The sequence below is a fragment of the Cupriavidus sp. 01L43 genome (assembly GCF_056399925.1).
In genome coordinates this window covers 1-25,334 of record NZ_JBFTSH010000001.1, presented here as the reverse complement: position 1 = coordinate 25,334, position 25,334 = coordinate 1, and the positions used below count along the sequence as shown (strand labels likewise).

Sequence of the window (25,334 nt, the reverse complement as noted above, 5' to 3'; positions counted from 1 at the left end):
GGGGCGACCATGAGTCCTGTCCTGATTCCGGGGCTGCTGATCCTCRGCGCCTTCACCGGCTTCTGCGCCGGGCTGCTCGGCGTGGGCGGCGGCATGCTGATGGTGCCCTTCCTGACGCTGTTTTATACAGCCATGCAGGTCTCCGACAGCCACATCGTCCACATGGCCATCGCCACGTCGATGGCGACCATCCTGTTCACCTCGCTCTCCTCCGTGCGCGCCCACCACAAGCGCGGCGCGGTGCGCTGGGGCATTGTGCTGGCGCTGGCGCCGGGCATCCTGGTGGGTGGCCTGATCGGCGGCGGCAAGATCTTCAGCGTGCTCAAGACCGGCTGGCTGTCGCTGCTGTTCGCGGTCTTCGTCGGCTTCTCGGCGCTCCAGATGCTGCGCAGCCGCCGGCCACCGGCCGCGCGCCGGCTACCGGGCACACCGGGCATGGTCGGCGTGGGGTCGGTCATCGGCCTGATCTCGAGCCTGGTGGGCGCCGGCGGCGGCTTCATCTCCGTGCCGTTCATGACCTGGTGCAACGTGCCGATCCACAACGCCGTGGCCACGTCGGCCGCGCTCGGCTTCCCGATTGCGCTCGCCAGCGTGGTCGGCTACGTCTGGGGCGGCTGGGACGTGGGCGGCCTGCCGGCCGGCTCGCTCGGCTATGTGTACCTGCCCGCGCTGGGCATCATCGCCATCGCCAGCGTGCTCACCGCGCCGCTGGGCGCGCGGGCGGCGCACAACATGGACGTCAACGCGCTGCGGCGCGTGTTCGCCGTGCTGTTGGCCTGCCTCGCCTCGTACATGCTCTGGAAGGCGTGGCGGACGTTCTGAGCGCGCCGCTCCCTCCGTATTACACGGCGAAACACCCGGATACAGTCATTGCAGCCGCGCACGGAACGAAGTGCGCGGAAAGGCGTCTGAAAGCCACCACTTTGATCGGGAGAACAACAATGAAACAACTGCTTGCGGCCACTTTGCTGTGTACCACCGCTGCCGTGGCATCGGCCCAGACCCTGCCGCCGCCCGCCGGCGTACTGTCGCTGTCCGCCGAGGCGGTCACCGAAGTACCCACGGACGTGGTGCAACTGACGCTGGCCGCGGAACAGGAAGGCGCCGAGCCGTCGGCGATCTCGTCCGCGCTGTCGGCCCGCACGCAGGCCGTGCTGGCGCAGGCCAAGCGCACCTCGGGCGTGGAAGCGCAGTCGGGCGGCTTCACCATCCATCCGAGCACGGACCGCAACGGCCGCATCAGCACGTGGCGCGGGCGCTCAGAAGTGATCCTGAAGTCGAAGGATTTCGCGGCGGTGTCGAAGCTGGCCGGCGAACTGGCCAACCAGATGCAGGTGCAGAACGTCGCCTTCTCGCTCTCGCGCGAGGCACGCCAGGCCACCGAGGCGAAGCTGGCCGAGCAGGCCGTGTCAGCGTTCCGCGACAAGGCCCAGACCAGCACCAAGCTGTTCGGCTATAGCAATTATACGATTCGTGAAGTGTCGATGAACGACAGCGGCGGCGTGGTGCCGCCGACGCCGCGCATGTATGCCGCCAAGGCGATGTCCGCAGACGCCGGCGCGCCGATCCCCATGGAAGGCGGCAAAGCCCATGTGACCGTGTCGGTCAATGGGTCGGTCCAGATGGTGAAGTAAACAGGTAGTTCGGCTTCCCCCTCCCCCAGTTCTACAGGGCGAGGGGGAAATCCATCACAGCGCGGCGAACTGCTCCCGCAGCACGTTCTTCTGCACCTTGCCCATCGTGTTACGCGGCAGCTCGTCCACCACGTGCACGCGCTTGGGCACCTTGAAGTTGGCGATACGGCCACGCAGCGTGCCGATCATCCCCGCCTCGTCGATCTCCGCCCCCGGCTTGCGCACCACCACGGCCACCACGGCCTCGCCGAAATCGGCATGCGGCACGCCGATCACGGCCGATTCCACCACGCCCGGCAGTTCGTCGATAAAGCTCTCGATTTCCTTCGGATAGACGTTGTAGCCGCCCGAGATGATCAGGTCCTTGCTGCGGCCCACGATCGTCAGGTAGTCGTCTGGCACCTTGCGCTCGCCGGCCTGGCTGACGATGGCACCGCCGAAGCGGCCCACGTCGCCGGTCTTGAACCAGCCGTCAGCGGTAAATTCCTCGGCGGTCTTCTCCGGCATGCGCCAGTAGCCCTTGAACACGTTCGGCCCCTTGACCTCCACATTGCCGATCGCGGCCGGCGCGCAGGGGTTGCCCTCGCCATCCATCACGCGCACCGACACGCCCGGCAGCGGCATGCCCACCGTGCCGCCGATGCGCTCGCCGAGCTTGGGATCGTACGGGTTCGAGACCAGCATCACGGTCTCGCTCATGCCGTAGCGCTCCAGGATGGTGTGGCCGGTGCGCTCGCGGAAACCGTCGAACGTCTCCAGCAGCAGTGGCGCCGAGCCAGACACGAACAGCCGCATGTTGCCGCACACCTCGCGGTTGAAGCGCGGCTCCTGCAGCATGCGCACGTAGTAGGTCGGCACGCCCATCATCACCGTCGCGCGCGGCAGGAAGGCAAGGATCTGCGCCATGTCGAGCTTGGGCGCCCAGATCATCTTGGCGCCGGCCAGCAGCGCGCCGTGGGAAGCTACGAACAGCCCGTGCACGTGGAAGATCGGCAGCATGTGCAGCAGCACGTCGTCGCTGCGCCAGCCCCAGTATTCGTGCAGCGTCTGGGCGTTGGAAGCCAGGTTGCGGTGCGTCAGCATCGCGCCCTTGCTGCGGCCCGTGGTGCCGGAGGTATAGAGGATGGCCGCGAGGTCATCGTCGCCCTTCGTCACGGTCTCGAAGGTGTCCGGCTGGGCGGCCGCGCGGGCCAGCAGCGAGCCGCTGCGGTCGTCGTCCAGCGTGAACACGTGCGCGGTGTTGTGGCGGAACGCCACCTTCGACACCCAACCGAAGTTCTTGCTGCCGCAGACCACCACGGCGGGCTCGGCGTTGCCCACGAAATAGTCGATTTCCGATTCCTGGTACGCGGTGTTCAGCGGCAGGTACACATAGCCCGCGCGCAGCGTGGCCAGGTACAGGAACAGCGCCTCGGGCGATTTCTCCACCTGCACCGCCACGCGCGCGCCGGCCGGCAGCTTCAGCCCGGCGAGCAGGTTGGCGATCTTGGCGGTGGCACGGTCCAGGTCATCCCAGCTGTAGTACAGCCCGTCATGGGTCTCGATGCAGCACGCGCTGCGGTCGACGGGAAAGCGGGATTCGAACAGGGCGAACAGATTGGCGTTCATGGTACGGAATCGAAGGAAATAGGATGCCGGCGAATAAGACGGGATTACGGTGGCGAAACCGGCACGCGGACGTGCCGGCCGGCCGCCATCTTACTCCCCGGTGAACTCGGGCCGCCGGTGCGCCAGGAAGGCGGCCACGCCCTCGGCGTGATCGCGGCTGCCGGCGTAGGCGAAATGCGCGTCGATCTCGGCCGCCGTGAGCGGCGCGGGATCGGGCGACAGGCGACGGATCGTCGCCTTGTTGATCCGGGCGGCCAGCGGCGCGCCGGCGCAGAGGCGCTGCACGGTGGCGGCTACCTCGTCGTGGAGCGCGGACTCGGCCACCACGCGTGTGAGCAAGCCCTTACGCTCCGCCTCGGCCGCATCGAACACACGGCCTTCCAGCAGGATTTCCAGCGTGACGGCGCGCCCGGCCAGCGCGAGGAGCCCGCCCAACTCGCCGGGCGCCATCGGGAATCCCAGCCGGTTGATTGGCACGCCGAAGCGGCTGCCCGCCGCGGCGATGCGCAGGTCGCAGTGGCAGGCAATTTCCAGCCCGCCGCCCACGCAGACACCCTCGATCATCGCCAGCGTCGGATGCGGGCACGTGGCGATGGCCGCCAGCGCCGGCGCGAGGATCTCCGTGTGGTAGCGGCGCACCGACGCCTCGTCGCCCCGCACGACCGGAAACTCGGCGATGTCGGCGCCGGCGGCAAAATTGCCTTCGGCGCCCCGCACCACCACGCAGCGCAGCGACGTATCCGCCGCCAGCTCCGCGAAGCCCGTGGTCAGCGCCTGCCACATGCTGGTCGAGATCGCGTTGAGCTTGCCCGGATGCGACAGCGTGACCGTGGCCACGGCGCCGTCCCGCGCGAACGTGACGGTGCCGCCCATCAGTCGATCTTGGCGCCGGAGCGCTGCACCACCTCGGCCCAGCGCTTGATTTCGGCATGCTGGAACGTGGCGAACTGGTCAGGCGTGAACGCCGGCGTTTCCGAGCCGTTCTGGAGCCAGATCTGCTTCATTTCCGGCGAGTTCAGCGCCTTGGTCGTCTCGGTGTAGAGCCGGTCGATCACTTCCTTCGGCGTGCCCTTCGGCGCCCAGAGCGCGTACCACGTCGACACCTCGTAGTTCGGCACGCCCGCCTCGGCCGCCGTCGGCACGTTCGGGAAGGCCGGCGAGCGCTTGTTCGCCGCCACCGCCAGCGCCTTGATGCGGCCCGCGCGGATGTGTTGCGCCGACGAGCCCAGGCCGTCGAACAGCATGTCCACCTGGCCGGCGATCAAATCCGACAGCGCCGGGCCGGCGCCCTTGTAGGGGATGTGCGTGATGAAGGTCTGCGTCTGCAGCTTGAACAGCTCGCCCGCCAGATGGTGCGACGAGCCATTGCCGGCCGAACCATAGTTCAGCTTGCCCGGATTGGCCTTGGCGTAGGCAATCAGCTCCTTGAGCGTGTTGGCCTGCACCTTGGTCGGATTCACCACCACCACCTGCGGCGGCTGGGCAATCACGGTGACGGGGATGAAGTCCTTCTCGATGTCGTAATCGAGCTTCTTGTAGAACGACGGGGCGATGGCGTGGTGCGCCCCGCCGATGAAGATGGTGTAGCCGTCCGGCGCGGCCTTGGCGGCGATGCTGGCGCCCACGGTGCCGCCCGCGCCACCGCGGTTATCGATCACGAACTGCTTGCCGAGCTGCTTGGACAACTGGGCGGTCAGCGGACGCGCGAAGGCGTCGGTGCCGCCGCCGGCGGGGAACGGCACGATCACGGTGACCGGCTTGCTCGGCCACGTATCGGCCAGCGCGGCCGGCGCATACATCGACCCTGCCGACGCGGCGGCTACACCCGCCACGACCGCGAACGCACGCGCGCACGCGGTCAGATGGAACTGACGACGATTCATGTACTGTCTCCTCTCTCTACTTGCTGCGGAAAGTCAATCGAAGTACTACATTCACCCGACAAAAATGCCTGGCGCCATCCGTGCCCGACCCAGGGGTCACAGCAGCTTGCCCACCGCACGGCTCATGCGGGGATTGCCATCGCCAAGGCGTGCCAGATTGTCATCCAGCGCCTCCGGCACGTAAAGATAATTCACCATCATGCCGCACGACTGGGCGCGGCCTTTTCGCGACAGGTCGGCAGCCCAGTTCAGCCGCTCCACGCAGGCGCCATTGCCCAGGTGGAAGCGCGCCACGGGGTCCGCCGGCTGCCCCGGCGCGCCCTCGCGCACGAGGTAGTGGGCGGCCAGCGTCAGCGCGGTATCGCGCACCACGGGGTCCGGCGCGTCGGCGGGCAGCGCGGCCAGCCAGCCGGCGCCATCCGTGGGCGCCGTGCCCTGGCGCTCGGTCCAGCGCGCCAGGCGCTTCTCGCCCAGGATCGTCACGATGGCGTCGCCGTGCTGCTTGCGCAGCCAGTCGGCAAACCCGGGCAGCGGAGACAGCGTGGCAAACTGTTTCAGCTTGGGGAACTCGCGCTGCAATTCCTCGATGACACGCTTCAAGAGGAAATTGCCGAAGCTCACGCCGCGCAGCCCGGCCTGCGTGTTGGAGATCGAATAGAAGATAGCCCACTTGACCCGGCGCAGGTCTTCCAGCGGCGCGGCTTCGTCGAGCAGCGCCTGCACGTTGGCCGCCATCTCGGGCACGAAGGCCACCTCGACGAAGATCAGCGGCTCGCGCGGCATGCGCGGGTGGAAGAACGCGTAACAGCGGCGGTCCGAGTCGAGCCGGTTGCGCAGATCGGTCCAGGAGGCGATTTCGTGCACGGCCTCATAGCGGATCAGCTTTTCCAGCAGCGAGGCGGGCGAGTCCCAGGTGATGGGCTGCAACTCGAGCAGGCCGACATCGAACCAGTTCGAAAACAGCGCTTCCAGATCTTCGTCGAGCACGCGCAGGCCCGGCACGCGCTTGTGCCAGCGGAGCATGTCCGCGCGCAGCTGGATCAGGAAGTGCAGGCCGCACGCGCTGTTGTCGCTCTTGCCATGGTGCGCGGCCAGCCGCTTGAAGAAGCGGATGCGTGCGTTGGACAGCGCCTGCGACAGGCCGGACGCCGCGCCAGATTGGGAGGCCGATTGCGCGCTGCCCGACTTCGCGCCAGCACCATCGGCACCCGCCGCCACTTCGGCCAGCACCGTCAGCATCGCCTGGCGCACCGGCTCCGGCGCGGCCTCGTACTCGGCCTGCCAGGCCTGTGCGGCGGCGTTGGCGGCGCCATCGGTCAGCCGGGCATCGAAACAGGGGCGAAGCTGCTCGCGCTGGCGCTTCATCGCGCGCGTGGACAGCGCCGGGGCGTCAGCCTCCTCCGCCTTGGCACGCTTGGCCGGGGCGGTTTCCCCTTCGCCCTTGCGGCTCCACCAGCGGCCGAAGCGCGACAACAAGGTATCGCCGACCGGTTCCGTGGCTTCCAGCGGGGCGCTGACTTTCTGTTCGGCGGGATCGAGGGCGCTCATGAGACTCCTGCGGCGAGAACGTTGCGGAGAACGGGTGAGGCGGCGGCTGCGGACGCGGCAGGCTCCGGGGCCGGATCGGCACGATCCAGCGCCCGCAGCGCGCCGCGCTGGCGCAGCACGTGGGTCTTCATCAGCGCCTCGGCCCCTTCCGGGTCGTGCGCCTTGAGCGCGGAAAACACCGACATGTGCTCGGCGCACGATTCGTGAATCCGGCCCGGCAGCTTCAGGCTCTTGTGGCGCGACAGGCGCAGCACCTTGCGCAGGTCGCTGACCACGCCGGACAGCCAGCGGTTGCCGGCCAGGCGCTGGAGCGCCTCGTGGATCTGGTAGTTGGTTTCGTAATAGGCGTCGATGTCGCCTGCCTGGGCGTAGCGCGCGAGGTCGGCGTGCAGGCCCTCCAGCGCGTCGAGATCGGCCTGCGTGACGTTGCGCGCGGCCTCGTAGGCGCAGCGGCCTTCGAGCAGCGCCATCAGCGGGAAGATCTCATCGAGATCCTGCTCGGTCAGCGCGTTGACGAAGCAGCCGCGCCGGGGCTCCAGCCGCACCAGCCCTTCGGCCGCGAGCACCTTGAGCGCCTCACGCAACGGCGTGCGCGAGGTGCCGAGCGAGGCGGCCAGCGCCACTTCGTCGATCCATGCGCCGGGCATCAGCGTGTGATCGTCGATCATCGCCCGCAAACGGTCTGCCACTTCGAGGTACAGCGCCTGCCGGATGATTCGCACGATGCCTCCGGTCCCGGGATGCCGGGGAAGACTGCCCACGCGGCGTATGCGCCGCAATAATTCATAATTATGGGGAGCGCCGGCAGCGTGGCAAGCGGTTTCGATGCTGCAATGCGGAAAGCGACAAAAGGCGTGGCGCGCAAACCTCGCCAGCCGTTTCGGAGACATTCGGGGAGTACAAATAGGTGCAGCGGACGACTTCCCCAGGCCTCCCTGCCGGGGAAATCGTCCGCGCCTGAAAGAACCGCCGTCGGACATCTCATCGCTTGCCGGCGTTCGTTGCCGACGTGCGTGGACCAGAGTGATTACCTGGCGCTGGCCCGCGCCTGCCCCCGCTGAAGCGTCCCGTTGGACGCGGACTTTCCCGTTGCTTTTCTGCTGCGTGGCGTCATCCCGGTCGATGTCCTCCCTCGGTCCATCGCCGCGGGCAGCTTCGCCATGCCACCCGTCTTTTTGTAACAAGTCATAAAGCGAATACCGTGCCATCCGAGTTAAGTCATTGATTTTATTGAGGTGGACGATTGACGACTTGTTACATTTCATGGAGCATGTAACAGGATGTTTCTCCGTCGTTACGACTGACCTCGACGCGCCAACACTCTCTGACACGTCTATTCCGGCGTTTTGTGATGGACAGCCGTCAGCGCAGTGCCACAATGTGTCGCCCGGCGCACGAAAGGCCCGGGCAAATCGGTTGCAAATATGAAACGAGGGCGGTTGGCGCCAGAATGCCGACCCACGACGCCCCGACGACCAGGGAGGTCAAAACATGGCATGGGATCACAAGGGCGAGCACTTCATCGGTGCCGGATCACCGGATTTTGGGCATACGCCCCCGCCGCCGGCACCGCTTCAGCTCTCGTTCACCGGATCGGGCTCGGAATACTTCCGTATCTGGATCGTCAACGCGCTGCTCACGGTGGTCACGCTCGGCATCTACTCCGCGTGGGCCAAGGTCCGCACGCTCCAGTATTTCTATCGCAACACACGGCTCGATGACGCCGCGTTCGACTATCACGGCAAACCGGGCGCCATCCTCAAGGGCCGCGCCATCGTGCTGGTGCTGGCCATGGTGGTCCAGTTCAGCGGCGTGGTGAGCCCGGTGCTGCCGCTGGTGTTCGCGGTGGTCTTTGCCGCCGTGTGGCCGTACCTGCTGGTGCGCTCGCTGCGCTTCCGCATGGCGAATTCGAGCTATCGCGGACTGCGCTTTGCCTTCACCGGCGGCGACAAGGAAGCCTACAAGGTGTTCCTGCTGTGGCCGATCCTGTCGACGCTGACGCTCGGCCTGCTGGCGCCGCTGGCGCACCAGCGCTTCAAGCAGTACCAGCACAACCACACGCGGTTCGGCACGGCACCGTTCGCGTTCGATGCCACGTCTGGTGACTTCTATGGCGTGTACCTGCGTACCGGCATGGTGACGGCGCTGTTCATGATCGTCGGCGCCGTGCTCAGCGCCATCGCCATCCCGGCCGGGGCCGATACCAAGGGCGGCGTGGCCATCGTGCTCGGTGGGACGGTCGCGTTCACCTACTTCGGCATCATGCTGACCGGCCCCTACTTCACGGCCAAGCTCCAGAACCTGGTCTGGAGCCACACCACGCTGGCCCCGCACCGCTTCGAGAGCCGCGTGGGCGCGGGCCGCATGATCTTCATCACGATTACCAACTGGATCGCCATCGCCCTCACCTGCGGCCTGTTCCTGCCGTTCGCGAAAGTCCGCTCCACCCGCTACCGCGTGGAATCGGTGACGATGTTCGCCGCCGGTCCGCTGGACGCCTTCGTGGCCGGCGAAGCCGAGCAGGTCAGCGCGCTGGGCGACGCCACCGTGGACTGGTACGACATCGACATCGCGCTCTGAGCGCGGCGCGGAGCATCGCCATGGTAGCGGCCCGGTATTTCGACACGCGCTCGTCGCGCGCCCATCCCGTCGTGCTGATCGTGCAGGGCGGGCAGGCCATCCTGCACGATGCCGAGGGCGTGGAGGTGCGCCGTGCGCCGCTGGCCTCGCTGCGGGTGTCCGAGCGCAACAAGCGGGCGCCGCGCCTGGTGACCTTCGATGACGGCGCGTACTGCGAGGTGGCTGACCACGCCACGTTCGAGGCCATGCTGGCCAGCACCGGCCACCGCGAGGGCTGGGTGTCGCGCGCGCAGAACAGCTGGCGGCTTACGGGCCTCGCCCTGCTGGGGATGCTGGCCGTCGTGCTGGGCGCCTATTTCTACCTGCTGCCGTGGAGCGCCGGGCTGCTGGCGTCGACCGTGCCGGCGTCCATCGAGGCGCAACTGGGCCAGGCCACGCTCGACAGCCTCGACCACGGCCTCGTGACGCCAAGCAAGCTGGCCGCCGCCGACCAGCAGCGGATTCGCGACAACTTTGCCGCGCTACGTCGCCCCGACGATCCCGACCACGCCTACCAACTGCTGTTCCGCCACGGCGACCGGCTCGGCGCGAACGCGCTGGCGCTGCCGGGCGGCACCATCGTGGTCACGGACGAACTGGTGGCCCTGATCGGCACCGGTGCCGGCATGATGGGCGTGCTGGCGCACGAGGCCGGCCACGTGGCGCAGCGCCACGGGCTGCAGCAGGTGATCCAGGCATCGGCCGTCGGCGCGCTGGCGGCGTACTTCTTCGGGGATTTTTCGACGGTGCTCGCCACGGTGCCGGCCGCGATGCTGACCATGCGCTATTCCCGTGACCATGAGCGCGAGGCGGACGCCTACGCGGTAGAGGTGATGCGGCGGAACCGCTTGCCGGTCTCCGCCCTTGCCGATGTGCTGGGCAAGCTGGAAGGCGCCCATGGCGGCAAGTCGTCGAACAAATCTTCGGACAAGTCCGAGGACGATGCCAGCTTCTTCTCGACCCACCCGCTCACGCGCGAGCGGATCGAGGCCATCCGGGCCGCCGGGAACTGACGGCGATCAGCGCGCCGCGCCCGCCGCGGCGCCGTTGCCCTGGCGGCGATAGGCCCAGACCATCATCAGCACGCCGGCCAGCACCATCGGCAGGCTCAGCCACTGGCCCATCGAGAAATTCAGCGCCAACAGGCCGAGGAAGGTGTCCGGCTCGCGCGCGAACTCGGCCACGAAGCGGAAGCCGCCGTAGCCGATCAGGAACGCGCCGGACACCGCCCCCATCGGGCGCGGCTTGCGCGAGAACAGCCACAGGATGAGGAACAGCGCCACGCCTTCCAGCGCGAACTGGTACAGCTGCGACGGGTGGCGCGGGATGTTGTCGCCAGCCTGCGGGAAGATCATCCCCCACGGCAGGTCGGTCGGACGGCCCCACAGTTCGCCGTTGATGAAGTTGCCGATGCGGCCGGCAGCCAGCCCGCACGGGATCATCGGCGCGATGAAGTCGGTCACTTCCAGCCAGTGCCGGCGCCGCACCTTGCCGAACACCCACATCGCCACGAGCACGCCGAGGAAGCCGCCGTGGAACGCCATGCCGCCCTCCCAGACCTTGAAGATCTCGAGTGGATGCGTGAGGTAGTAGGTCGGCTTGTAGAACAGCACGTAGCCCAGCCGCCCGCCCAGGATCACGCCGAGCACGCCGTAGAACAGCATGTCGTCGAGGTCGCGCGTGGCCCAGCCGCGCGCGGCGATGTGCGGCTGGCGCACGCGCAGGCGGCCGAACCACAGGAACATGATGAAGCCGGCCAGGTACATCAGACCGTACCAGCGGATGGCCAGCGGGCCCAGGTGAAGCGCGACCGGGTCGAATTGCGGATGAACGAGCATGGCGGAGGAGAGGTATTTATATAGTGTCTGGGGTGATGCCGTCGGGGTCATGCTGCCTTGATACCATCGTCCTGCGACAGGCCGATGGCGGTGGCCAGCCCGGCCGCGATGTCGATGAACGACCGCAGCACCGGCGCCATCCCCGATTGCCCGGCCGAAGGCCCGGCGGCGCCTTCGCGCCAGACCAGGCCGGTCTCGATCAGCGGGCCGGCATCGCGCAGCGTCAGGTAGGACACGCCCGTACGCCGCAGGTTGCATAGCGATGCAGGCACCAGCGCCACGCCCATGCCAGCTGACACCAGGCTCACGATGGTCTGCATCTGGATGGCCTCCTGGGCAATCGCCGGCGTCAGGCCGTCCCGCGCATAGTAGCCCGTAATGATGTCATAAAACGCCGGCGCGCTACGACGCGGGAAGATGATCAGCGGCTCGTGCGCGGCGTCGCGCAGGGCGATCTCGGTCGGCGCGGGGGCATCGGCGGCGAGGCTGGCGGGCCGCCAGCCATCGGGCACGGCCAGCACCAGCGGCTCGCGCACCAGCGGCAGGTACGAGAGCCCGTGCGGCATCACGGCCAGTTGCGGACGGATGACGAGACCCGCGTCGATCGCGCCCTCGGCCAGCGCCTCCAGCTGGACATCGCTCGTCGCTTCGCGCAGTTGCAGTTGCACCTCGGGGTGCCGTGCGCGGAAATGCCGCAGCAGCTCGGGCAGGATGCCGTAGTCGGCCGTGCTGACGAAGGCCAGCGCCAGCGAGCCCACCTCGCCCCGCGCCAGCCGCTGGGCCAGCCCGGGCAGCGCGGCGGCATCGGCCAGCACGCGGCGCACCTCGGGCAGCCACTGCTGGCCGGTGGGCGTCAGCATCACGGACCGGCGCGTGCGCGCGAACAGCTGCACGCCGATCTCCTCCTCCAGCGACTGGATCTGCTGCGAGAGCGGCGGCTGGGTCATGGCCAGCCGCCGTGCCGCGCGGCCGAAATGTAGCTCTTCCGCCACTGTCACGAAGTACCGCAGTTGCCGCAGGTCCACGCACGCTCCCGTTCGTCGCTGTGATAGGTTTTTCGACTCAATACATGTCAAATAATATATTTGACATGATACTACGCAGGCGGCATCCTTCAGGCCACAAACCGGCAGGCCGTGGCATCGACCACGTCCGAGCCCGCCGCAAACTCCCCGGAGAGACCCCCACCATGGCATTCAACAAACGCTCGAAGCACATCACGCAAGGCGTGGCGCGCTCCCCCAATCGTTCGATGTACTACGCGCTCGGCTACCAGAAGGAAGACTTCGACAAGCCGATGGTGGGCATCGCCAATGGCCACTCGACCATCACCCCCTGCAACGCCGGCCTGCAGCGCCTGGCCGATGCGGCCGTGGACGCCATCAAGGCGTCCGACGCCAACCCGCAGATCTTCGGCACGCCGACCATCTCGGACGGCATGTCGATGGGCACCGAGGGCATGAAGTACTCGCTGATCTCGCGCGAAGTGATCGCTGACTGCATCGAGACCGCAGCCCAGGGCCAGTGGATGGACGGCGTGGTCGTGATCGGCGGTTGCGACAAGAACATGCCGGGCGGCATGATCGCGCTGGCGCGCACCAACGTGCCGGGCATCTACGTCTACGGCGGCACCATCAAGCCGGGCAACTGGAAGGGCAAGGACCTGACCATCGTGTCGTCGTTCGAAGCCGTGGGCGAGTTCACCGCCGGCCGCATGAGCCAGGAAGACTTCGAGGGCGTGGAAAAGAACGCCTGCCCGTCCACCGGCTCCTGCGGCGGCATGTACACGGCCAACACCATGAGCTCGTCGTTCGAGGCGCTGGGCATGTCCCTGCTGTACTCGTCGACGATGGCCAACCCGGACCAGGAAAAGGTCGACAGCGCCGCGGAATCGGCGCGCGTGCTGGTCGAGGCGATCAAGAAGGACATCAAGCCGCGCGACATCATCACGCGCAAGTCGATCGAGAACGCCGTGACGCTGATCATGGCCACGGGCGGCTCGACCAACGCGGTGCTGCACTACCTGGCCATCGCGCACTCGGCCGAGGTGGAGTGGACCATCGACGACTTCGAGCGCATCCGCCGCCGCGTGCCGGTGATCTGCAACCTAAAGCCGTCGGGCCAGTACGTGGCCACCGACCTGCACCGCGCGGGCGGCATTCCGCAGGTGATGAAGCTGCTGCTGAACGCCGGCCTGCTGCATGGCGACTGCCTGACCATCACCGGCCGCACGCTGGCCGAGGAACTGGAAGGCGTGCCCGACCAGCCGCGTGCGGACCAGGACGTGATCCTGCCGCTCGACAAGGCGCTGTACGCGCAGGGCCACCTGGCCATCCTGAAGGGGAATCTGGCCGAAGAAGGCGCGGTCGCCAAGATCACCGGCCTGAAGAACCCGGTCATCACCGGCCCGGCGCGCGTGTTCGAGGACGAGCAAAGCGCGATGGACGCCATCCTGGCCGACAAGATCAACGCCGGCGACATCCTCGTGCTGCGCTACCTGGGCCCGAAGGGCGGCCCGGGCATGCCGGAAATGCTGGCGCCGACCTCTGCCATCATCGGCAAGGGGCTGGGCGAATCGGTGGGCTTCATCACCGACGGCCGGTTCTCGGGCGGTACCTGGGGCATGGTGGTCGGTCACGTGGCGCCCGAGGCGTTCGTGGGCGGCACCATCGCACTGGTGAAGGAAGGCGATTCGATCACGATCGACGCGCACCAGCTGAAGCTGGAGCTGAACGTGTCCGATGAGGAACTGGCCAAGCGCCGCGCCACGTGGCAGCAGCCGGCGCCGCGCTACACGCGTGGCGTGCTGGCGAAGTTCTCGAAACTGGCCTCGACGGCCAGCAAGGGCGCCGTGACGGACTGACCCTGCCTGGGTCCCCGTCTCCCCTCTTCCGCCTGCGGGAGAGGGGAAAACTCTCTGCTTTCTCTGCTACATCCCGCCCGGATCGCGCTCGATCTCCTCGAGCGTCGCATCCAGCCATTCCACCAGCCTCGCCTCCAGCGCCTGCGTCAGCTCGCTGGCCAGTTGCGCGGTCAGCGGCGCCAGCCGCGATTGCAGCGTGGCTTCGGTATGGGCTTCCACCACCTGCGGCCACTCGGTGCGGAAACGCATCATCACGCGCGTCAGCAGTTCCGAGCGCACCGCGCGCAGGTCATCCTCACCCGGCAGAAAGGGCACCGGGTCGATCATCGGCGCTTCCGGATCGTCCTCCACCCCACCCTCGGTATCTCCGACTGACGACACCAGCCCTGACTCAGGCATGTTTGCCGTGTCGATGACCGTGCTGGCGGGCGTGTTGGTCGACATGGAGGCATGCCCCGGCGGCGGCGCGAAGGCGGTCTCCGGCAGGTCGGGCAGGTCCACGACCTCGGTCAGCAACGGCACGCTGTCGTTCGGGCCCAGCCGCGGAATCACCCGCGAGATGGTACGTTCACTCATGCGGATTCTCCCTTGGCGGACTGGCCAATGTCGTGGTGCGTGAGCGGATAGCCGCGCTCACGATAGAAACGGTAACGGTCGCGCCCGGCGGCACGTTCGGCCTCGCCGGCCCCCACGACCTCGATCAGCCGCTCGAAGCTGGCGAACTGCGCCGGCGCCTCGGGCGACAGGTTGACGAGGATCTGGTGGTGCGGCACGCCCTCGAGCGTGGCGGCCAGGATGATCGGCGTCACCGCCGCGTTGGGGCTGTCCAGCCCGCAATGCGGCAGGAAGTCGAGCGGCGAGAACGTCCACAGCCGCGCATCGAGCTGCGTCAGCTGCTGCGCCGTGCCGTATACCACCACCTTCTGGCCCGCCCCGTACGCCTTGCGAACCAGGCGGCAGACGTAGGCCAGCGTGTCCGGCACGTTGCTGTGGAAGTCGATGCGCGTCATCCCGGCTACCTTTTCCGTCGATTACGACGCGCGATCCATCAGGAACTGCGTCAGCAGCGGTACCGGACGACCGGTGGCGCCCTTGGCCGCCCCGCTCTTCCAGGCCGTGCCGGCGATGTCCAGGTGGGCCCAGTCGTACTTTTCCGTGTAGCGCGCCAGGAAGCAAGCCGCCGTGACGCTGCCCGCCGGGCGGCCGCCGATATTGGCCATGTCCGCGAAATTCGACTTGAGCTGGTCCTGGTAGTCATCGTCCAGCGGCATGCGCCAGGCGGTGTCCATGGCCTTGCGGCCGGCGTCCAGCAGCTGGTCGGCCAGCAGGTCGTTGCGCGCGAAGAGGCCGCTGTTCACGTGGCCGAGCGCGATGATGCAGGCGCCGGTCAGCGTGGCCACGTCCACCACGGCGGCGGGCTTGAAGCGTTCCACATAGGTCAGCGCATCGCACAGGATCAGGCGGCCTTCGGCGTCCGTATTCAGGATCTCGATGGTCTGGCCGGACATGCTCGTCACCACGTCGCCCGGCTTGGTGGCGATGCCGCTGGGCATGTTCTCGCAGGTCGGGACCACGGCCACGACGTTGATTTTCAGGCCCATTTCGGCCACGGCCTGGATCGTGCCGAGCACCGAGGCGGCGCCGCACATGTCGTACTTCATCTCATCCATGCCCTCGCCCGGCTTCAGCGAGATGCCGCCGGTATCGAAGGTGATGCCCTTGCCGACCAGCACCACCGGGGCCTGCTTGGCGGCGGCGCCGTCGTAGCGCAGCACGATGAACTGCGGCGGCTCGACGCTGCCCTTGGTCACGGCCAGGAAGGCGCCCATGTTCAGGGCCTCGATCTGCTTGCGGCCCAGGATCTCGGCCTTGAGCTTGTGGCGCTTGGCCATGGCCCGGGCGGTATTGGCCAGGTAGGTCGGGGTGCAGATGTTGGACGGCAGGTTGCCGAGGTCGCGGGTCAGCTCCATGCCGTTGGCGATGGCGGTACCGCGCACCACGGCCTGGGTGGCCTGCTTGGCGTCGGCGGCATCCACGGCCAGCACGATCTTGCGCAGCGACGACTTGTCCGTGCCCACGCCCTTGGGCGGGCGCTTGAGTTCCGGATGGCGCTCCAGCAGGCGGTAGCCGGCGTCACGCACCAGGGTGATGGTGGTGATCACGGCCCAGGCCACGTCGCGCTGGGCCGGCGGCTGCTGGGCCAGGCACCAGAGGGCGGATGCGGCCCGCGTGCCGGACAGCGCACGCACGGCGGTGCGCACGGCCTCCACGAAAGCCTTGTCCGAGAACTCGGCTTCCTTGCCCAGGCCCACCAGCAGTACGCGGGCGGCGCCAATCCCGGCCACTTCGTGCAGCATCAGCTGGGTGCCGCGCTTGCCCTCGAAGTCGCCCTGCTTCACCAGACGCGCCACCAGCCCCTTGGTGGCGACATCCAGTGCCTTGGCCACACCAGCCAGGCTCTGGCCCTCGAACAGGCCAACCACCAGGCAGTCGGTCTTCGTGGCCAGGAAACCATTTTGGCCGGCTTTGCTCCAATCCAGGGCTTTTGTGCTAAATTCCATCGCGCTTCCTTCAGGGGCTCGTCGAAAAGAAAGGCCCCATTATCCGCGATTTTCATCCGCGATCTGCCGCCGCCGATCCGCCACGCTGACAGCCCGCGGTCCTGCCAGTCCCTCGGCCCCCGGTACATCGCCCGCTCCGGCCGGCAGCCGGAAGCGATTCCGCATGATCTTTCAACAAGCCCTGCGACGCGAGCTCGCCTACACCGCCGGCGCGGTGTTCCTGGTGATGCTGACTTTCATGCTCACGTCGCTCGTGATCCGCATCCTGGGGATGGCCGCCAATGGCAAGGCCAGCCCCAACGACGTGCTGATGCTGATCGGCCTGGCCACCATCGGCTATTTGTCGATCCTGCTGTCGGCCACGCTGTTCATCTCCACGCTGATCGTCCTGACCCGCTGGTACAAGGACTCCGAGATGGTGGTGTGGTTCTCGGCCGGCATCTCCCTGCGCGACCTGATCAAGCCGGTGCTCCAGTTCGCCGCGCCGTTCTTCGTCATGGCGTTGCTGCTGGGCATGTTCGCGTGGCCGTGGGCCAACCAGCAGAGCAGCCTGTTCCGCGACCGCTTCCAGCAGCGCGGCGTGCTGTCGATGATCGCCTCGGGCCGCTTCATCGAGCCGGCCAACGGCAATTACGTGCTGTTCATCGAGGGCATCGACGCGGACATGAAGTACGCGCGCAACGTCTTCGTGGCCAATGCCGAGGCGGGCAAGATCGGCGTGGCGTTGTCCCACCAGGGCCAGTTCCAGACCATGCCGAACGGCGACCGCCTGGTGGTGATGGAACACGGCCGGCGCTACGCCGGCACGCCGGGCCAGCTCGACTACCGCATCCTGGAATTCGACCGCTATGCCGTCAAGGTGGACAACAAGCCACCCGAGAGCGAGAGCGACATCCCGCCCAAGTCCCGCGACACGATCGACCTGATCCGCAATCCCACCCGTGAGAACCTGGGCGAACTGCTCTGGCGTGTCTCGCTGCCGATCCTCGCCTTCAATTTCGTGATGATCGCCATTCCGCTCGCGTACGTGAACCCGCGCCTGGGCCGCTATACGCCGCTCGTCTTCGCCGTGCTGATCTACCTGACCTACAGCAACATGATCAACCTGGCGCAGGCCTGGGTGCGCTCCGGGACGCTTTCCTTCTGGATGGCGCTCTGGCCGATCCACGTGCTGGCCTTCCTGGGCGCCGTGGGCATGTTCCGATACCGGCAGAACCGCAGCCTGGGCGGCTGGCGCGCCGTGTTCGGCATGCGCCGCAAGGCGCCCAAGGGGAGCCAGGCATGAGGATCCTCCAGGTCTACGAGCGGTATTTCGGCCGCCTGATCTATGGCGTGTTCGCGTTCATCCTGTTCGCGGTGCTGTCGCTGTTCGTCTTCTTCGACTTGCTCAATGAGCTGGAGAGCGTGCAAGGCGGCTACACCTCGCTGGTGGCGTTCTTCCACGTCATGCTGGAAGCGCCCACCCGGGTGTACGAGGTGCTGCCGATCGCGGTGCTGATCAGCGCGATCTACGTCTTCTCGCAACTGGCCAGCCAATCGGAATACACGATCTTCCGCGTGGCCGGCCTGAACACGCGGCAGGCGTTGTTCTCGCTGTTCAAGCTGGCCGTGCCGCTGGCCGTCGTCACCTTCATCTTCGGCGAATTCATCGGCCCGGCGGCTGAGCAATACGCCCAGAAGGTGAAGCTGGAGGCGATTGGCGCCACGGTGTCGGCGGGCTTCCGCTCCGGGGTCTGGGTCAAGGATCGCGACAAGGACACCACACCCGAGGGCGCCGGCGGCGAGGTCACCCGCTTCGTCAATGTGCAGGGGCTGAAGCCGGACCAGACCATYAACGGCATCACCATCTACGAATTCGACCAGCAATACCGCCTGCGCGTGATCCGCGTGGCCAAGGAAGGCCGCTACCAGGGCGGTCAGGCGTGGCAGCTCAATGACGTCAACGAAACCCGTTTCATCGAGCTGCCCCACCCCGACGGCGCCAAGGGCGACGCCCTGGCGCCGGACTTCCGCGCCGAGCAGGCCAAGTTCCCGAACATGGTGATGCACTCGGAGCTGACGCCGCAGATCCTGTCGGTGCTGCTGGTCACCCCGGAGCGGATGTCCACGCTCGACCTGTTCCGCTACATCCGCCACCTGCGCGACAACAAGCAGGACACGCAGCGCTATGAAATCGCCTTCTGGAAGAAGGTGGTCTATCCGCTGACGCTGTTCGTGATGGTGGCGCTGGCGCTGCCGTTCGCGTACCTGCACGCGCGCGCCGGCGCGGTGGGCGTGAAGGTGTTCGGCGGCATCATGCTGGGGCTGTCGTTCCACTTGTCGAACACGCTGTTCTCGCACGTCGGCCTGCTGCACACCTGGCCGCCGATTGTCTCGGCGCTCGTCCCCGGCACGCTCTACCTGGCCCTGGCGCTGAGCGCCCTGCGCTGGGTGGACCGGCATTGACGGCCATGGCCACCACCGGCCTGGTCCTCTTCGCCCACGGCGCGCGCGACGCGCGCTGGCGCGAGCCCTTCGACCGGCTGCAGGCCAAGCTGTCTGCCCTGCTGCCGGACACCGCCGTGCGGCTGGCCTTCCTCGAACTGATGGAACCGTCGCTGCCCGTGGCGCTGGCCGAACTGGCCGGCGTTGGCGTGGCGGAAGTCACTGTCGTACCGGTGTTCTTCGGCCAGGGCGGCCACATCCGCCGCGACCTGCCGGCGCTGATCGACCAATGCCGGGCGCAATTTCCGGCGATGCGGATTGGCTGCGCCACGGCGGTGGGCGAGGCCGAAAGCGTGCTGGACGCGATTGCGGCGTACTGCGTGGGGGCGGTGGCAACAACACCATCGCGGCAATCGCCGATAGGGGAATGATCTGAAGACACGTCCATCAGCCTCACCGATGGACGTGCCAATTGCCTGCAATCTATCGGCTGCCGCCAACAGGCACCGACTGCATCGGCATCATGTTCAGGTTGGCGTTGTGCATGACCCACAACGACCCCGATACGACAATGGCGATCAGGAACACGGTACACGCAAAGATGGCCGTGTTGCCCCGCTGGCCCTTGCGCGGGCCCAGGTGCAGGAAGAACACCAGCTGCACCAGCAACTGGACGATACACAGCGTCACGATCATCAGCAGCCCCGCGCGCGGCGGCAACAGCTCGCCCATCACCGCACCGAACGAGATGAACGTCAGCACCAGCGAGAGCACGTAGCCGGTCAGGTGGCTGCGCAGGCTGCCATGGTCATCCTCATGCGCATGTCGTTGGTTGGCCATCACAGGAACTCCCGCAAGTAGACGATGGTGAAAACGCCGATCCAGACCAGGTCCAGGAAGTGCCAGAACAGGCTCAGGCAGGCCAGGCGACGACGCACGATGTCATCGAGACCGAACACCTGCACCTGGTTGACCATCACGATGATCCAGAGCAGCCCGGCGCTGACGTGCAGGCCGTGCGTACCCACGAGCATGAAGAACGCCGACAGATAGGCGCTGCGGTTCGGGCCTGCGCCCTCGTGCAGCAGTTCGTGAAACTCGAAGATCTCCATGCAGACGAAGGCGGCACCGAGCGCGAACGTCAGCACCATCCAGCGGATGACTTCGTTGGGGTTGCCCTTGCCGTTCCGTACCTTCTGCATCGCCACGCCGAAGGTGAGGCTGCTGGTCAGCAGCAGCACCGTTTCGCCGAGCACGAAGCGCAGATCGAACAGTTCGCGTCCGGTCGGGCCGCCGGCCGTGCCGTTGACGAGCACGCCAAATGTCGCGAACAGCGAGGCGAAGATCAGGCAGTCGCTCATCAGGTACAGCCAGAAGCCAAGCGTTAGGCTGCCTTGCGCCTGTTCGGCGTGATGCGCGTGATCGTCATCGTGCGCATGCGCGGCGTGGGTCTCGTGGTGCGGTGCCTGCGCGGCGTCTGCGCGCAGTTTCAAGGTCGTCGTCATGATCAGTTGGCCCCCTTCAGTTGCGCAAAGCGGGCGCGCTCGATGCGCTCCACTTCGGCGGCCGGGACGTAGTAGTCCACATCGCGGTCATAGGCGCGGGCGATGAACGTGCAGATCATCGCGGCCAGGCCAAAGCCCGCCATCCACCAGATGTGCCAGACCAGGCCAAAGCAGAGCACCAGCCCGAACACCGAGACGATGAAGCCCGCTGACGTGTTGCGCGGCATGTGGATGTCTTCGTACGCGGCAGGCGCCACGTAGGCGCGGCCCGCTTCCTTGTCATCCCAATGCTGTTCCAGCGACGTGATGTGCGGGACGTGCGCGAAGTTGTAGAACGGCGCTGGCGAGGCAGTAGCCCACTCCAGGCTCCGGCCGTCCCATGGATCGCCGGACAGGTCGCGGTTCTTGTTCCGGTCGCGCACGCTGACGAACAGCTGCCACAGGATCGCCAGGATGCCGCAGCCGATGACCACCGCCCCCACCAGGGCAACGATCAGGTAGGGCTGCCAATCGGGATTCTCATAGTGGTTCATGCGGCGCGTCATGCCTTGCAGGCCCAGCGCGTACAGCGGCATGAACGCCAGGTAGAAGCCAATCAGCCAGCACCAGAACGCGACCTTGCCCCAGAACTCGTTCAGCGTGAAGCCGAACACTTTCGGGAACCAGAACGTCATGGCCGCCAGGCAGCCAAACACCACGCCGCCGATGATCACGTTGTGGAAGTGGGCAATCAGGAACAGGCTGTTGTGCAGCACGAAGTCCGCGCCCGGCACGGCCAGCAGCACGCCGGTCATGCCGCCCACGGCAAACGTCACCATGAAGCCAATCGTCCATAGCGTCGACGAATGGAAGCGGATGCGTCCGCGGTACATCGTGAACAGCCAGTTGAACAGCTTCACGCCGGTCGGAATCGAGATGATCGACGTCATGATGCCGAAGAAGGCATTGACGCTGGCGCCCGAGCCCATGGTGAAGAAGTGGTGCAGCCAGACGAAGAACGACAGGACACCGATCGACGATGTGGCGTACACCATCGACGTGTAGCCGAACAGCGGCTTGCGCGAGAACGTGGCGATGATCTCCGAGAACGCGCCAAAGCAAGGCAGGATCAGCACGTAGACCTCGGGGTGGCCCCAGATCCAGATCAGGTTCACGTACATCATCGCGTTGCCGCCAAGCTCGCTGGTAAAGAAGTGCATGGCCAGGTAGCGGTCGGCGGCCAGCAGCGCCAGCGTGGCGGTCAGCACCGGGAAGATGGCGACAATCAGGATGTTGGTGATCAGCGCGGTCCACGTGAACACCGGCATCTTCATCAGGTTCAGGCCCGGTGCGCGCATGCGCAGGATCGTGACGATGAAGTTGATGCCGGTCAGCGTGGTGCCCAGCCCCGATATCTGCAGTGACCAGATGTAGTAGTCGACGCCTACCGTGGGGCTGTAGCCGAGCCCGCTCAAGGGCGGATAAGCGACCCACCCGGTGGCCGCGAAATCGCCGACGAACATCGACATCATGACCAGCACCGCGCCCATCGCCGACATCCAGAAACTCAGCGAGTTGACGAACGGGAACGCCACGTCGCGCGCGCCGAGTTGCAGCGGCACGATCACGTTCATCAAGCCGAGGATGAACGGCGTCGCCACGAAGAAGATCATGATCACGCCATGCGCGGTAAAGATCTGGTCGTAGTGATGCGGAGGCAGGTAGCCGGTTGCCTCGCCCACGGCGATGGCCTGCTGGGTGCGCATCATGATGGCATCCGCAAAGCCGCGCAGAAGCATGACCAGCGCCAGGATGATGTACATCACGCCGATGCGCTTGTGGTCGACGGAGCAGATCCACTCTTTCCAGAGGTAGGACCATTTGTCGTAGTACGTGATGGCGCCCAACAGCGCGGCGCCGCCCAGCAGCACCATCACCAGCGTGCCCATGATGATGGGCTCGTGCAGGGGGATGGCGTCGAGAGAGAGTTTTCCAAGCATGATGATTAGCGCTCCAGGGTCTGCTGCTGCGCCGGGAGCGGCGGCATGTTGGCGCCGGCAATGGCGCTGATGGTCACCGGGCTGTCAGCGCGGCAGATGTCGCCATTGCTGGCCATGTACTGGTCCACCACGCCCTGGAACAGGCGCGGATCGACCTTGGCGTAGAGCGTGACGGGGTCCTTGCTGCTGGGTTGCTCCAGCTTGCGGTAGGTCTGTTCGTCAAGCGTGTGGCCCGATGCCCGGGCGCGCTCGATCCACGCATCAAACTCGGCGCGCGACGTGGCGACGGTGCGGAAATGCATGTCCGAGAAACCGGCGCCGCTATACGCCGCGGACCGGCCATCGAACACGCCAGGCTTGTCGGCAATCAGATGCAGCTTCGTCTGCATGCCGGCCATGGCGTAGACCATGCTGCCCAGGCGCGGGATGAACAGCGCGTTCATGGTCGATTCGGCCGTGATGCGGAAGTTGATCGGCGTCCCCACTGGCACGGGTAGCTCGTTCAGCGACGCCACGCCGTATTGCGGATAGATGAACAGCCACTTCCAGTCGAGCGCCACCACGTCCACTTCCAGCGGCGCCACCTTCGATTCGATCGGGCGGAACGGGTCGAGCTTGTGCGTGGTGTCCCAGATGATGATGCCGAGCAGCGCCACGATCACGCACGGAATCCCCCACACCACCACTTCAATGCGGGTCGAATGCGACCAGCGCGGCGCGTACTCGGCCTTGGTATTGCCTTCGCGGTACCGCCACGCAAACACCAGCGTAAGGATGATCACGGGGATCACCACCATCAGCATCAACGCCGTGGCCAGCACGATCAGGTCCCGCGTTTGCACGCCGATGGACCCGCTGGGGTCAAGCAGATCCCACGAACAACCGGCCAGGCTTAGCGGTAGCGCGGCGAGGGTCAGCCAACGCCAGAGAACAGGAGAAAGGAAACGGGGAGACTTTCGCCGACGGACGCCCCGCGTATCGGCCACACGCACATGCATAACAACCACCTTCGCAAGAAAAACGGGTTATCCTGTTTTGTATGGATTTACCCGAACCGCGAGGCATGCTAATGTAAGACAACGTCCATACAAGAGATTTCGATGCCGAATCAACACTCGAACGAGGCACCCGCCCGGCCCGACTGGGCCCGGCCACTTCGAGAAGGAAGCGGATCGCGATACCTTCAGATCGCCGACCTGATCGAGACGGCGATGCAAGGCGGGAGTCTTACCCCGGGCGACCGCCTGCCCTCGCAGCGACAGCTCGCGTCCCTGTTCGGCGTCGACCTGACGACAGTGACCCGTGGCCTGAACGAGGCGGCCCGACGCGGTCTTACCGTCGCCCGTGGCTCTCAAGGGACGTTCATTGCGCTACCGGCTTACGAGTTGTCCCAGGCCGTGGATCTCAGCATGAACGTGCCACCTCCGGCGCCCGGCATCGATGTCGGCGAGATGCTGCGACGGGGAATTGGGCAACTCACCCTGCGCGCGGATCCGGCACTGTTGATGACCTACCACCTGGGTGGCGGCACGACAACCGACCGGTCTGCCGGCGCGCGTTGGCTAGCGCCGATGCTGGGCTCGGTCGCCGAGGACGACGTCGTGGCATGCCCCGGTGCGCAAACGGCGTTGGCAGCCCTGATCATGGCTGGCACGGAACAAGGCGGCGCGATTGCCGCCGAGCCCTTGATTTATCCCGGGGTCCGGGCCGCCGCATCGCAACTCGGCAGGCGCATCGTCACGATTGCGGTCGATGGCGACGGCATGCGCCCAGACAGCCTGGAAGCGGCATGTCAGACGGAAGGGGTCCGGCTGGTCTACCTCAATCCAACGCTACAGAACCCGACGACGCATACGATGCCCGAGGCACGACGCCGAGACATCGCCCGTGTCGCGGAGCAGCAGGGCATCCTGATCATCGAAGACGACCCCTACTGGCTGCTCACACCTGATGCGCCCCCACCTATCGCTACCCTGGCGCCGCAGCAGACCGCCTATGTCTCGACGCTCTCGAAGTGTCTGAGCCCGGGGCTGCGGACCGCGTATGTGGTCGTGAAGGATCCGACCGTTCAGAACGCGATGCTGACCGCGCTCCGGGCCATCACGCTGATGGCGTCGCCGCTGGCGACGGCGCTCGCCACGCAGTGGATCCTCGATGGTGCCGCGAAGACGCTCCTTGACGGCATTCGGACGGAGGCTGACGCGCGGCAGCAAATCGCCAGACAATGGCTGGCGGGCTTCGATGCCAACCCTGCCTTGGGCATTCATATCTGGCATCCACTGCCGAGCTACTGGACATCGGCAGACTTCACCCGGACCGCGCGTTCCGAAGATCTTCGCGTGACCGGCGCCGACGCTTTTGCGGACGGCACGTCCGTTGCAGGTGCCATCCGGATTTCACTCGGTGGGGTCGCCGAACGCGGGCAGTTGTCGCTTGCGCTCAAGAAGCTGTCAGGGCTTCTCGCGCGAAGGCCGGTGCGCGACACGTTTCAGGTCATTTGAGACGTCGGCTCAGTCCGCTCAAACCGTTCCAACCGCCGATCGTGAGTCCGCCTGGCTCAGCGCCTGACGGACAAACCAGTTCGATGGCTGAGCCTACTGCAATCCATACAACTACATCGTTTGTATGCATTCAAGCCAATGATAATCCGTATATTCTGCATCGATGTACGGATTTGCAAACCGGATTCGTGATCGGCGATGAACCAAAAAAAGCCAGAGCATCGTGAACTGCACCCCAAAAGTTGGACACCAACTTTTGGGGTGTTTTCATGTATCGGTACTCGGAGCAGTTCAGGCTGACAGTTATCCAGAGCTACCTGGACGGTCAGGCAGGCTATGGTGAGATCGCCAAACGCCATGAAATAGACAGC

At 66.2% G+C, this 25,334-nt stretch carries 24 protein-coding genes; 10 read left to right on the top strand and 14 right to left on the bottom strand.

Translation table 11 applies throughout. The features are described from left to right. The first annotated feature begins 9 nt into the window (after positions 1-9). Both AC1DP9_RS00120 and AC1DP9_RS00115 read left to right on the top strand, forming a co-directional pair. A complete protein-coding gene (locus tag AC1DP9_RS00120) occupies positions 10-822 on the top strand; it encodes a sulfite exporter TauE/SafE family protein (RefSeq protein WP_477106281.1) in 813 nt (270 codons plus the stop codon). Between the two features lie 119 nt (positions 823-941). Beyond that, complete coding sequence (locus AC1DP9_RS00115; protein WP_477106280.1) at positions 942-1,634, top strand: SIMPL domain-containing protein; 693 nt, start codon at positions 942-944, stop codon at positions 1,632-1,634. A 54-nt stretch (positions 1,635-1,688) separates the two neighbouring features. On the opposite strand, the gene AC1DP9_RS00110 is transcribed toward AC1DP9_RS00115, so the two are convergent. The 5 genes from AC1DP9_RS00110 to AC1DP9_RS00090 all read right to left on the bottom strand — a co-directional run bounded on the left by AC1DP9_RS00110 (position 1,689) and on the right by AC1DP9_RS00090 (position 7,395). Then, a complete protein-coding gene (locus AC1DP9_RS00110; RefSeq protein ID WP_477106279.1) occupies positions 1,689-3,242 on the bottom strand; it encodes a malonate--CoA ligase in 1,554 nt (517 codons plus the stop codon). A gap of 90 nt (positions 3,243-3,332) precedes the next feature. After that, positions 3,333-4,115, bottom strand: a complete 783-nt coding sequence (locus AC1DP9_RS00105; protein ID WP_092290750.1) for an enoyl-CoA hydratase/isomerase family protein — start codon at positions 4,113-4,115, stop codon at positions 3,333-3,335. After that, positions 4,115-5,125 (bottom strand): Bug family tripartite tricarboxylate transporter substrate binding protein, encoded by a 1,011-nt coding sequence (locus AC1DP9_RS00100; RefSeq protein WP_454757312.1) that lies wholly within the window; start codon positions 5,123-5,125, stop codon positions 4,115-4,117. Before AC1DP9_RS00100 ends, AC1DP9_RS00105 begins: the two co-directional genes overlap by 1 nt. A 96-nt stretch (positions 5,126-5,221) precedes the next feature. Further along, positions 5,222-6,673 (bottom strand): malonyl-CoA decarboxylase domain-containing protein, encoded by a 1,452-nt coding sequence (locus AC1DP9_RS00095; RefSeq protein ID WP_477106278.1) that lies wholly within the window; start codon positions 6,671-6,673, stop codon positions 5,222-5,224. Continuing rightward, complete coding sequence (locus AC1DP9_RS00090; protein ID WP_477106277.1) at positions 6,670-7,395, bottom strand: GntR family transcriptional regulator; 726 nt, start codon at positions 7,393-7,395, stop codon at positions 6,670-6,672. Before AC1DP9_RS00090 ends, AC1DP9_RS00095 begins: the two co-directional genes overlap by 4 nt. A gap of 769 nt (positions 7,396-8,164) precedes the next feature. Between AC1DP9_RS00090 and AC1DP9_RS00085 the strand changes: the two genes are divergently transcribed. Further along, entirely contained in the window at positions 8,165-9,253 is a 1,089-nt protein-coding gene (locus AC1DP9_RS00085; RefSeq protein ID WP_477106276.1) for a YjgN family protein, read from the top strand. A gap of 20 nt (positions 9,254-9,273) precedes the next feature. Beyond that, complete coding sequence (locus AC1DP9_RS00080) at positions 9,274-10,305, top strand: M48 family metallopeptidase (protein ID WP_477106275.1); 1,032 nt, start codon at positions 9,274-9,276, stop codon at positions 10,303-10,305. A gap of 6 nt (positions 10,306-10,311) precedes the next feature. On the opposite strand, the gene lgt is transcribed toward AC1DP9_RS00080, so the two are convergent. After that, the gene (lgt, locus tag AC1DP9_RS00075) at positions 10,312-11,130 is read right to left on the bottom strand and encodes a prolipoprotein diacylglyceryl transferase (protein ID WP_441590758.1); all 819 of its coding nucleotides are present in this window, start codon (positions 11,128-11,130) and stop codon (positions 10,312-10,314) included. Positions 11,131-11,177: 47 nt separating this feature from the next. Next, complete coding sequence (locus AC1DP9_RS00070) at positions 11,178-12,155, bottom strand: LysR family transcriptional regulator (RefSeq protein WP_092290763.1); 978 nt, start codon at positions 12,153-12,155, stop codon at positions 11,178-11,180. Positions 12,156-12,319: 164 nt separating this feature from the next. On the opposite strand from AC1DP9_RS00070, the gene ilvD reads away from it, so the two are divergent. Next, on the top strand, positions 12,320-13,993 hold the full coding sequence (ilvD, locus tag AC1DP9_RS00065; RefSeq protein WP_477106274.1) for a dihydroxy-acid dehydratase: 1,674 nt from the start codon (positions 12,320-12,322) through the stop codon (positions 13,991-13,993). Positions 13,994-14,059: 66 nt separating this feature from the next. Here the strand turns inward: ilvD and AC1DP9_RS00060 are convergent, their stop codons facing one another. From AC1DP9_RS00060 to AC1DP9_RS00050, 3 genes are read right to left on the bottom strand one after another with little or no spacing between them, the layout of a single operon-like run. Continuing rightward, positions 14,060-14,569 carry a hypothetical protein gene (locus tag AC1DP9_RS00060; RefSeq protein WP_477106273.1) on the bottom strand — a complete coding sequence of 170 codons (510 nt, stop codon included), beginning with the start codon at positions 14,567-14,569 and terminating at the stop codon, positions 14,060-14,062. Continuing rightward, complete coding sequence (locus tag AC1DP9_RS00055) at positions 14,566-15,003, bottom strand: DNA polymerase III subunit chi (protein ID WP_092290769.1); 438 nt, start codon at positions 15,001-15,003, stop codon at positions 14,566-14,568. The genes AC1DP9_RS00060 and AC1DP9_RS00055 overlap by 4 nt, the downstream gene beginning before the upstream one ends. Before the next feature lie 21 nt (positions 15,004-15,024). After that, the gene (locus tag AC1DP9_RS00050) at positions 15,025-16,554 is read right to left on the bottom strand and encodes a leucyl aminopeptidase (protein ID WP_092290771.1); all 1,530 of its coding nucleotides are present in this window, start codon (positions 16,552-16,554) and stop codon (positions 15,025-15,027) included. A gap of 163 nt (positions 16,555-16,717) precedes the next feature. Between AC1DP9_RS00050 and lptF the strand changes: the two genes are divergently transcribed. Genes lptF through AC1DP9_RS00035 form a run of 3 tightly spaced genes read left to right on the top strand, consistent with a single transcriptional unit; the run spans position 16,718 to position 19,409 of the window. Next, positions 16,718-17,839: an LPS export ABC transporter permease LptF gene (gene lptF, locus AC1DP9_RS00045; protein ID WP_092290773.1), complete on the top strand. Its 1,122-nt coding sequence runs from the start codon at positions 16,718-16,720 to the stop codon at positions 17,837-17,839. Next, positions 17,836-18,999, top strand: a complete 1,164-nt coding sequence (gene lptG, locus AC1DP9_RS00040) for an LPS export ABC transporter permease LptG (protein ID WP_092290775.1) — start codon at positions 17,836-17,838, stop codon at positions 18,997-18,999. Before lptF ends, lptG begins: the two co-directional genes overlap by 4 nt. A gap of 5 nt (positions 19,000-19,004) precedes the next feature. After that, a complete protein-coding gene (locus AC1DP9_RS00035) occupies positions 19,005-19,409 on the top strand; it encodes a sirohydrochlorin chelatase (RefSeq protein WP_369825672.1) in 405 nt (134 codons plus the stop codon). A 52-nt stretch (positions 19,410-19,461) separates the two neighbouring features. Here AC1DP9_RS00035 and cyoD read toward each other — a convergent pair whose 3' ends face one another. From cyoD to cyoA, 4 genes are read right to left on the bottom strand one after another with little or no spacing between them, the layout of a single operon-like run. Continuing rightward, positions 19,462-19,818, bottom strand: a complete 357-nt coding sequence (gene cyoD, locus AC1DP9_RS00030; protein WP_441590739.1) for a cytochrome o ubiquinol oxidase subunit IV — start codon at positions 19,816-19,818, stop codon at positions 19,462-19,464. Continuing rightward, positions 19,818-20,483 (bottom strand): cytochrome o ubiquinol oxidase subunit III, encoded by a 666-nt coding sequence (gene cyoC / locus AC1DP9_RS00025; protein ID WP_092290781.1) that lies wholly within the window; start codon positions 20,481-20,483, stop codon positions 19,818-19,820. The genes cyoD and cyoC overlap by 1 nt, the downstream gene beginning before the upstream one ends. Before the next feature lie 2 nt (positions 20,484-20,485). Continuing rightward, positions 20,486-22,462, bottom strand: coding sequence for a cytochrome o ubiquinol oxidase subunit I (gene cyoB, locus AC1DP9_RS00020; RefSeq protein WP_477106272.1), 1,977 nt, complete (start codon positions 22,460-22,462; stop codon positions 20,486-20,488). Positions 22,463-22,467: 5 nt separating this feature from the next. Next, positions 22,468-23,460 (bottom strand): ubiquinol oxidase subunit II, encoded by a 993-nt coding sequence (cyoA, locus tag AC1DP9_RS00015; RefSeq protein WP_477106271.1) that lies wholly within the window; start codon positions 23,458-23,460, stop codon positions 22,468-22,470. 102 nt (positions 23,461-23,562) lie between these two features. On the opposite strand from cyoA, the gene AC1DP9_RS00010 reads away from it, so the two are divergent. After that, a complete protein-coding gene (locus AC1DP9_RS00010; RefSeq protein WP_477106270.1) occupies positions 23,563-24,963 on the top strand; it encodes an aminotransferase-like domain-containing protein in 1,401 nt (466 codons plus the stop codon). A gap of 269 nt (positions 24,964-25,232) precedes the next feature. Continuing rightward, positions 25,233-25,334 (top strand): transposase (locus AC1DP9_RS00005; RefSeq protein ID WP_477106569.1); only part of this gene is annotated, 102 nt, incomplete at its 3' end.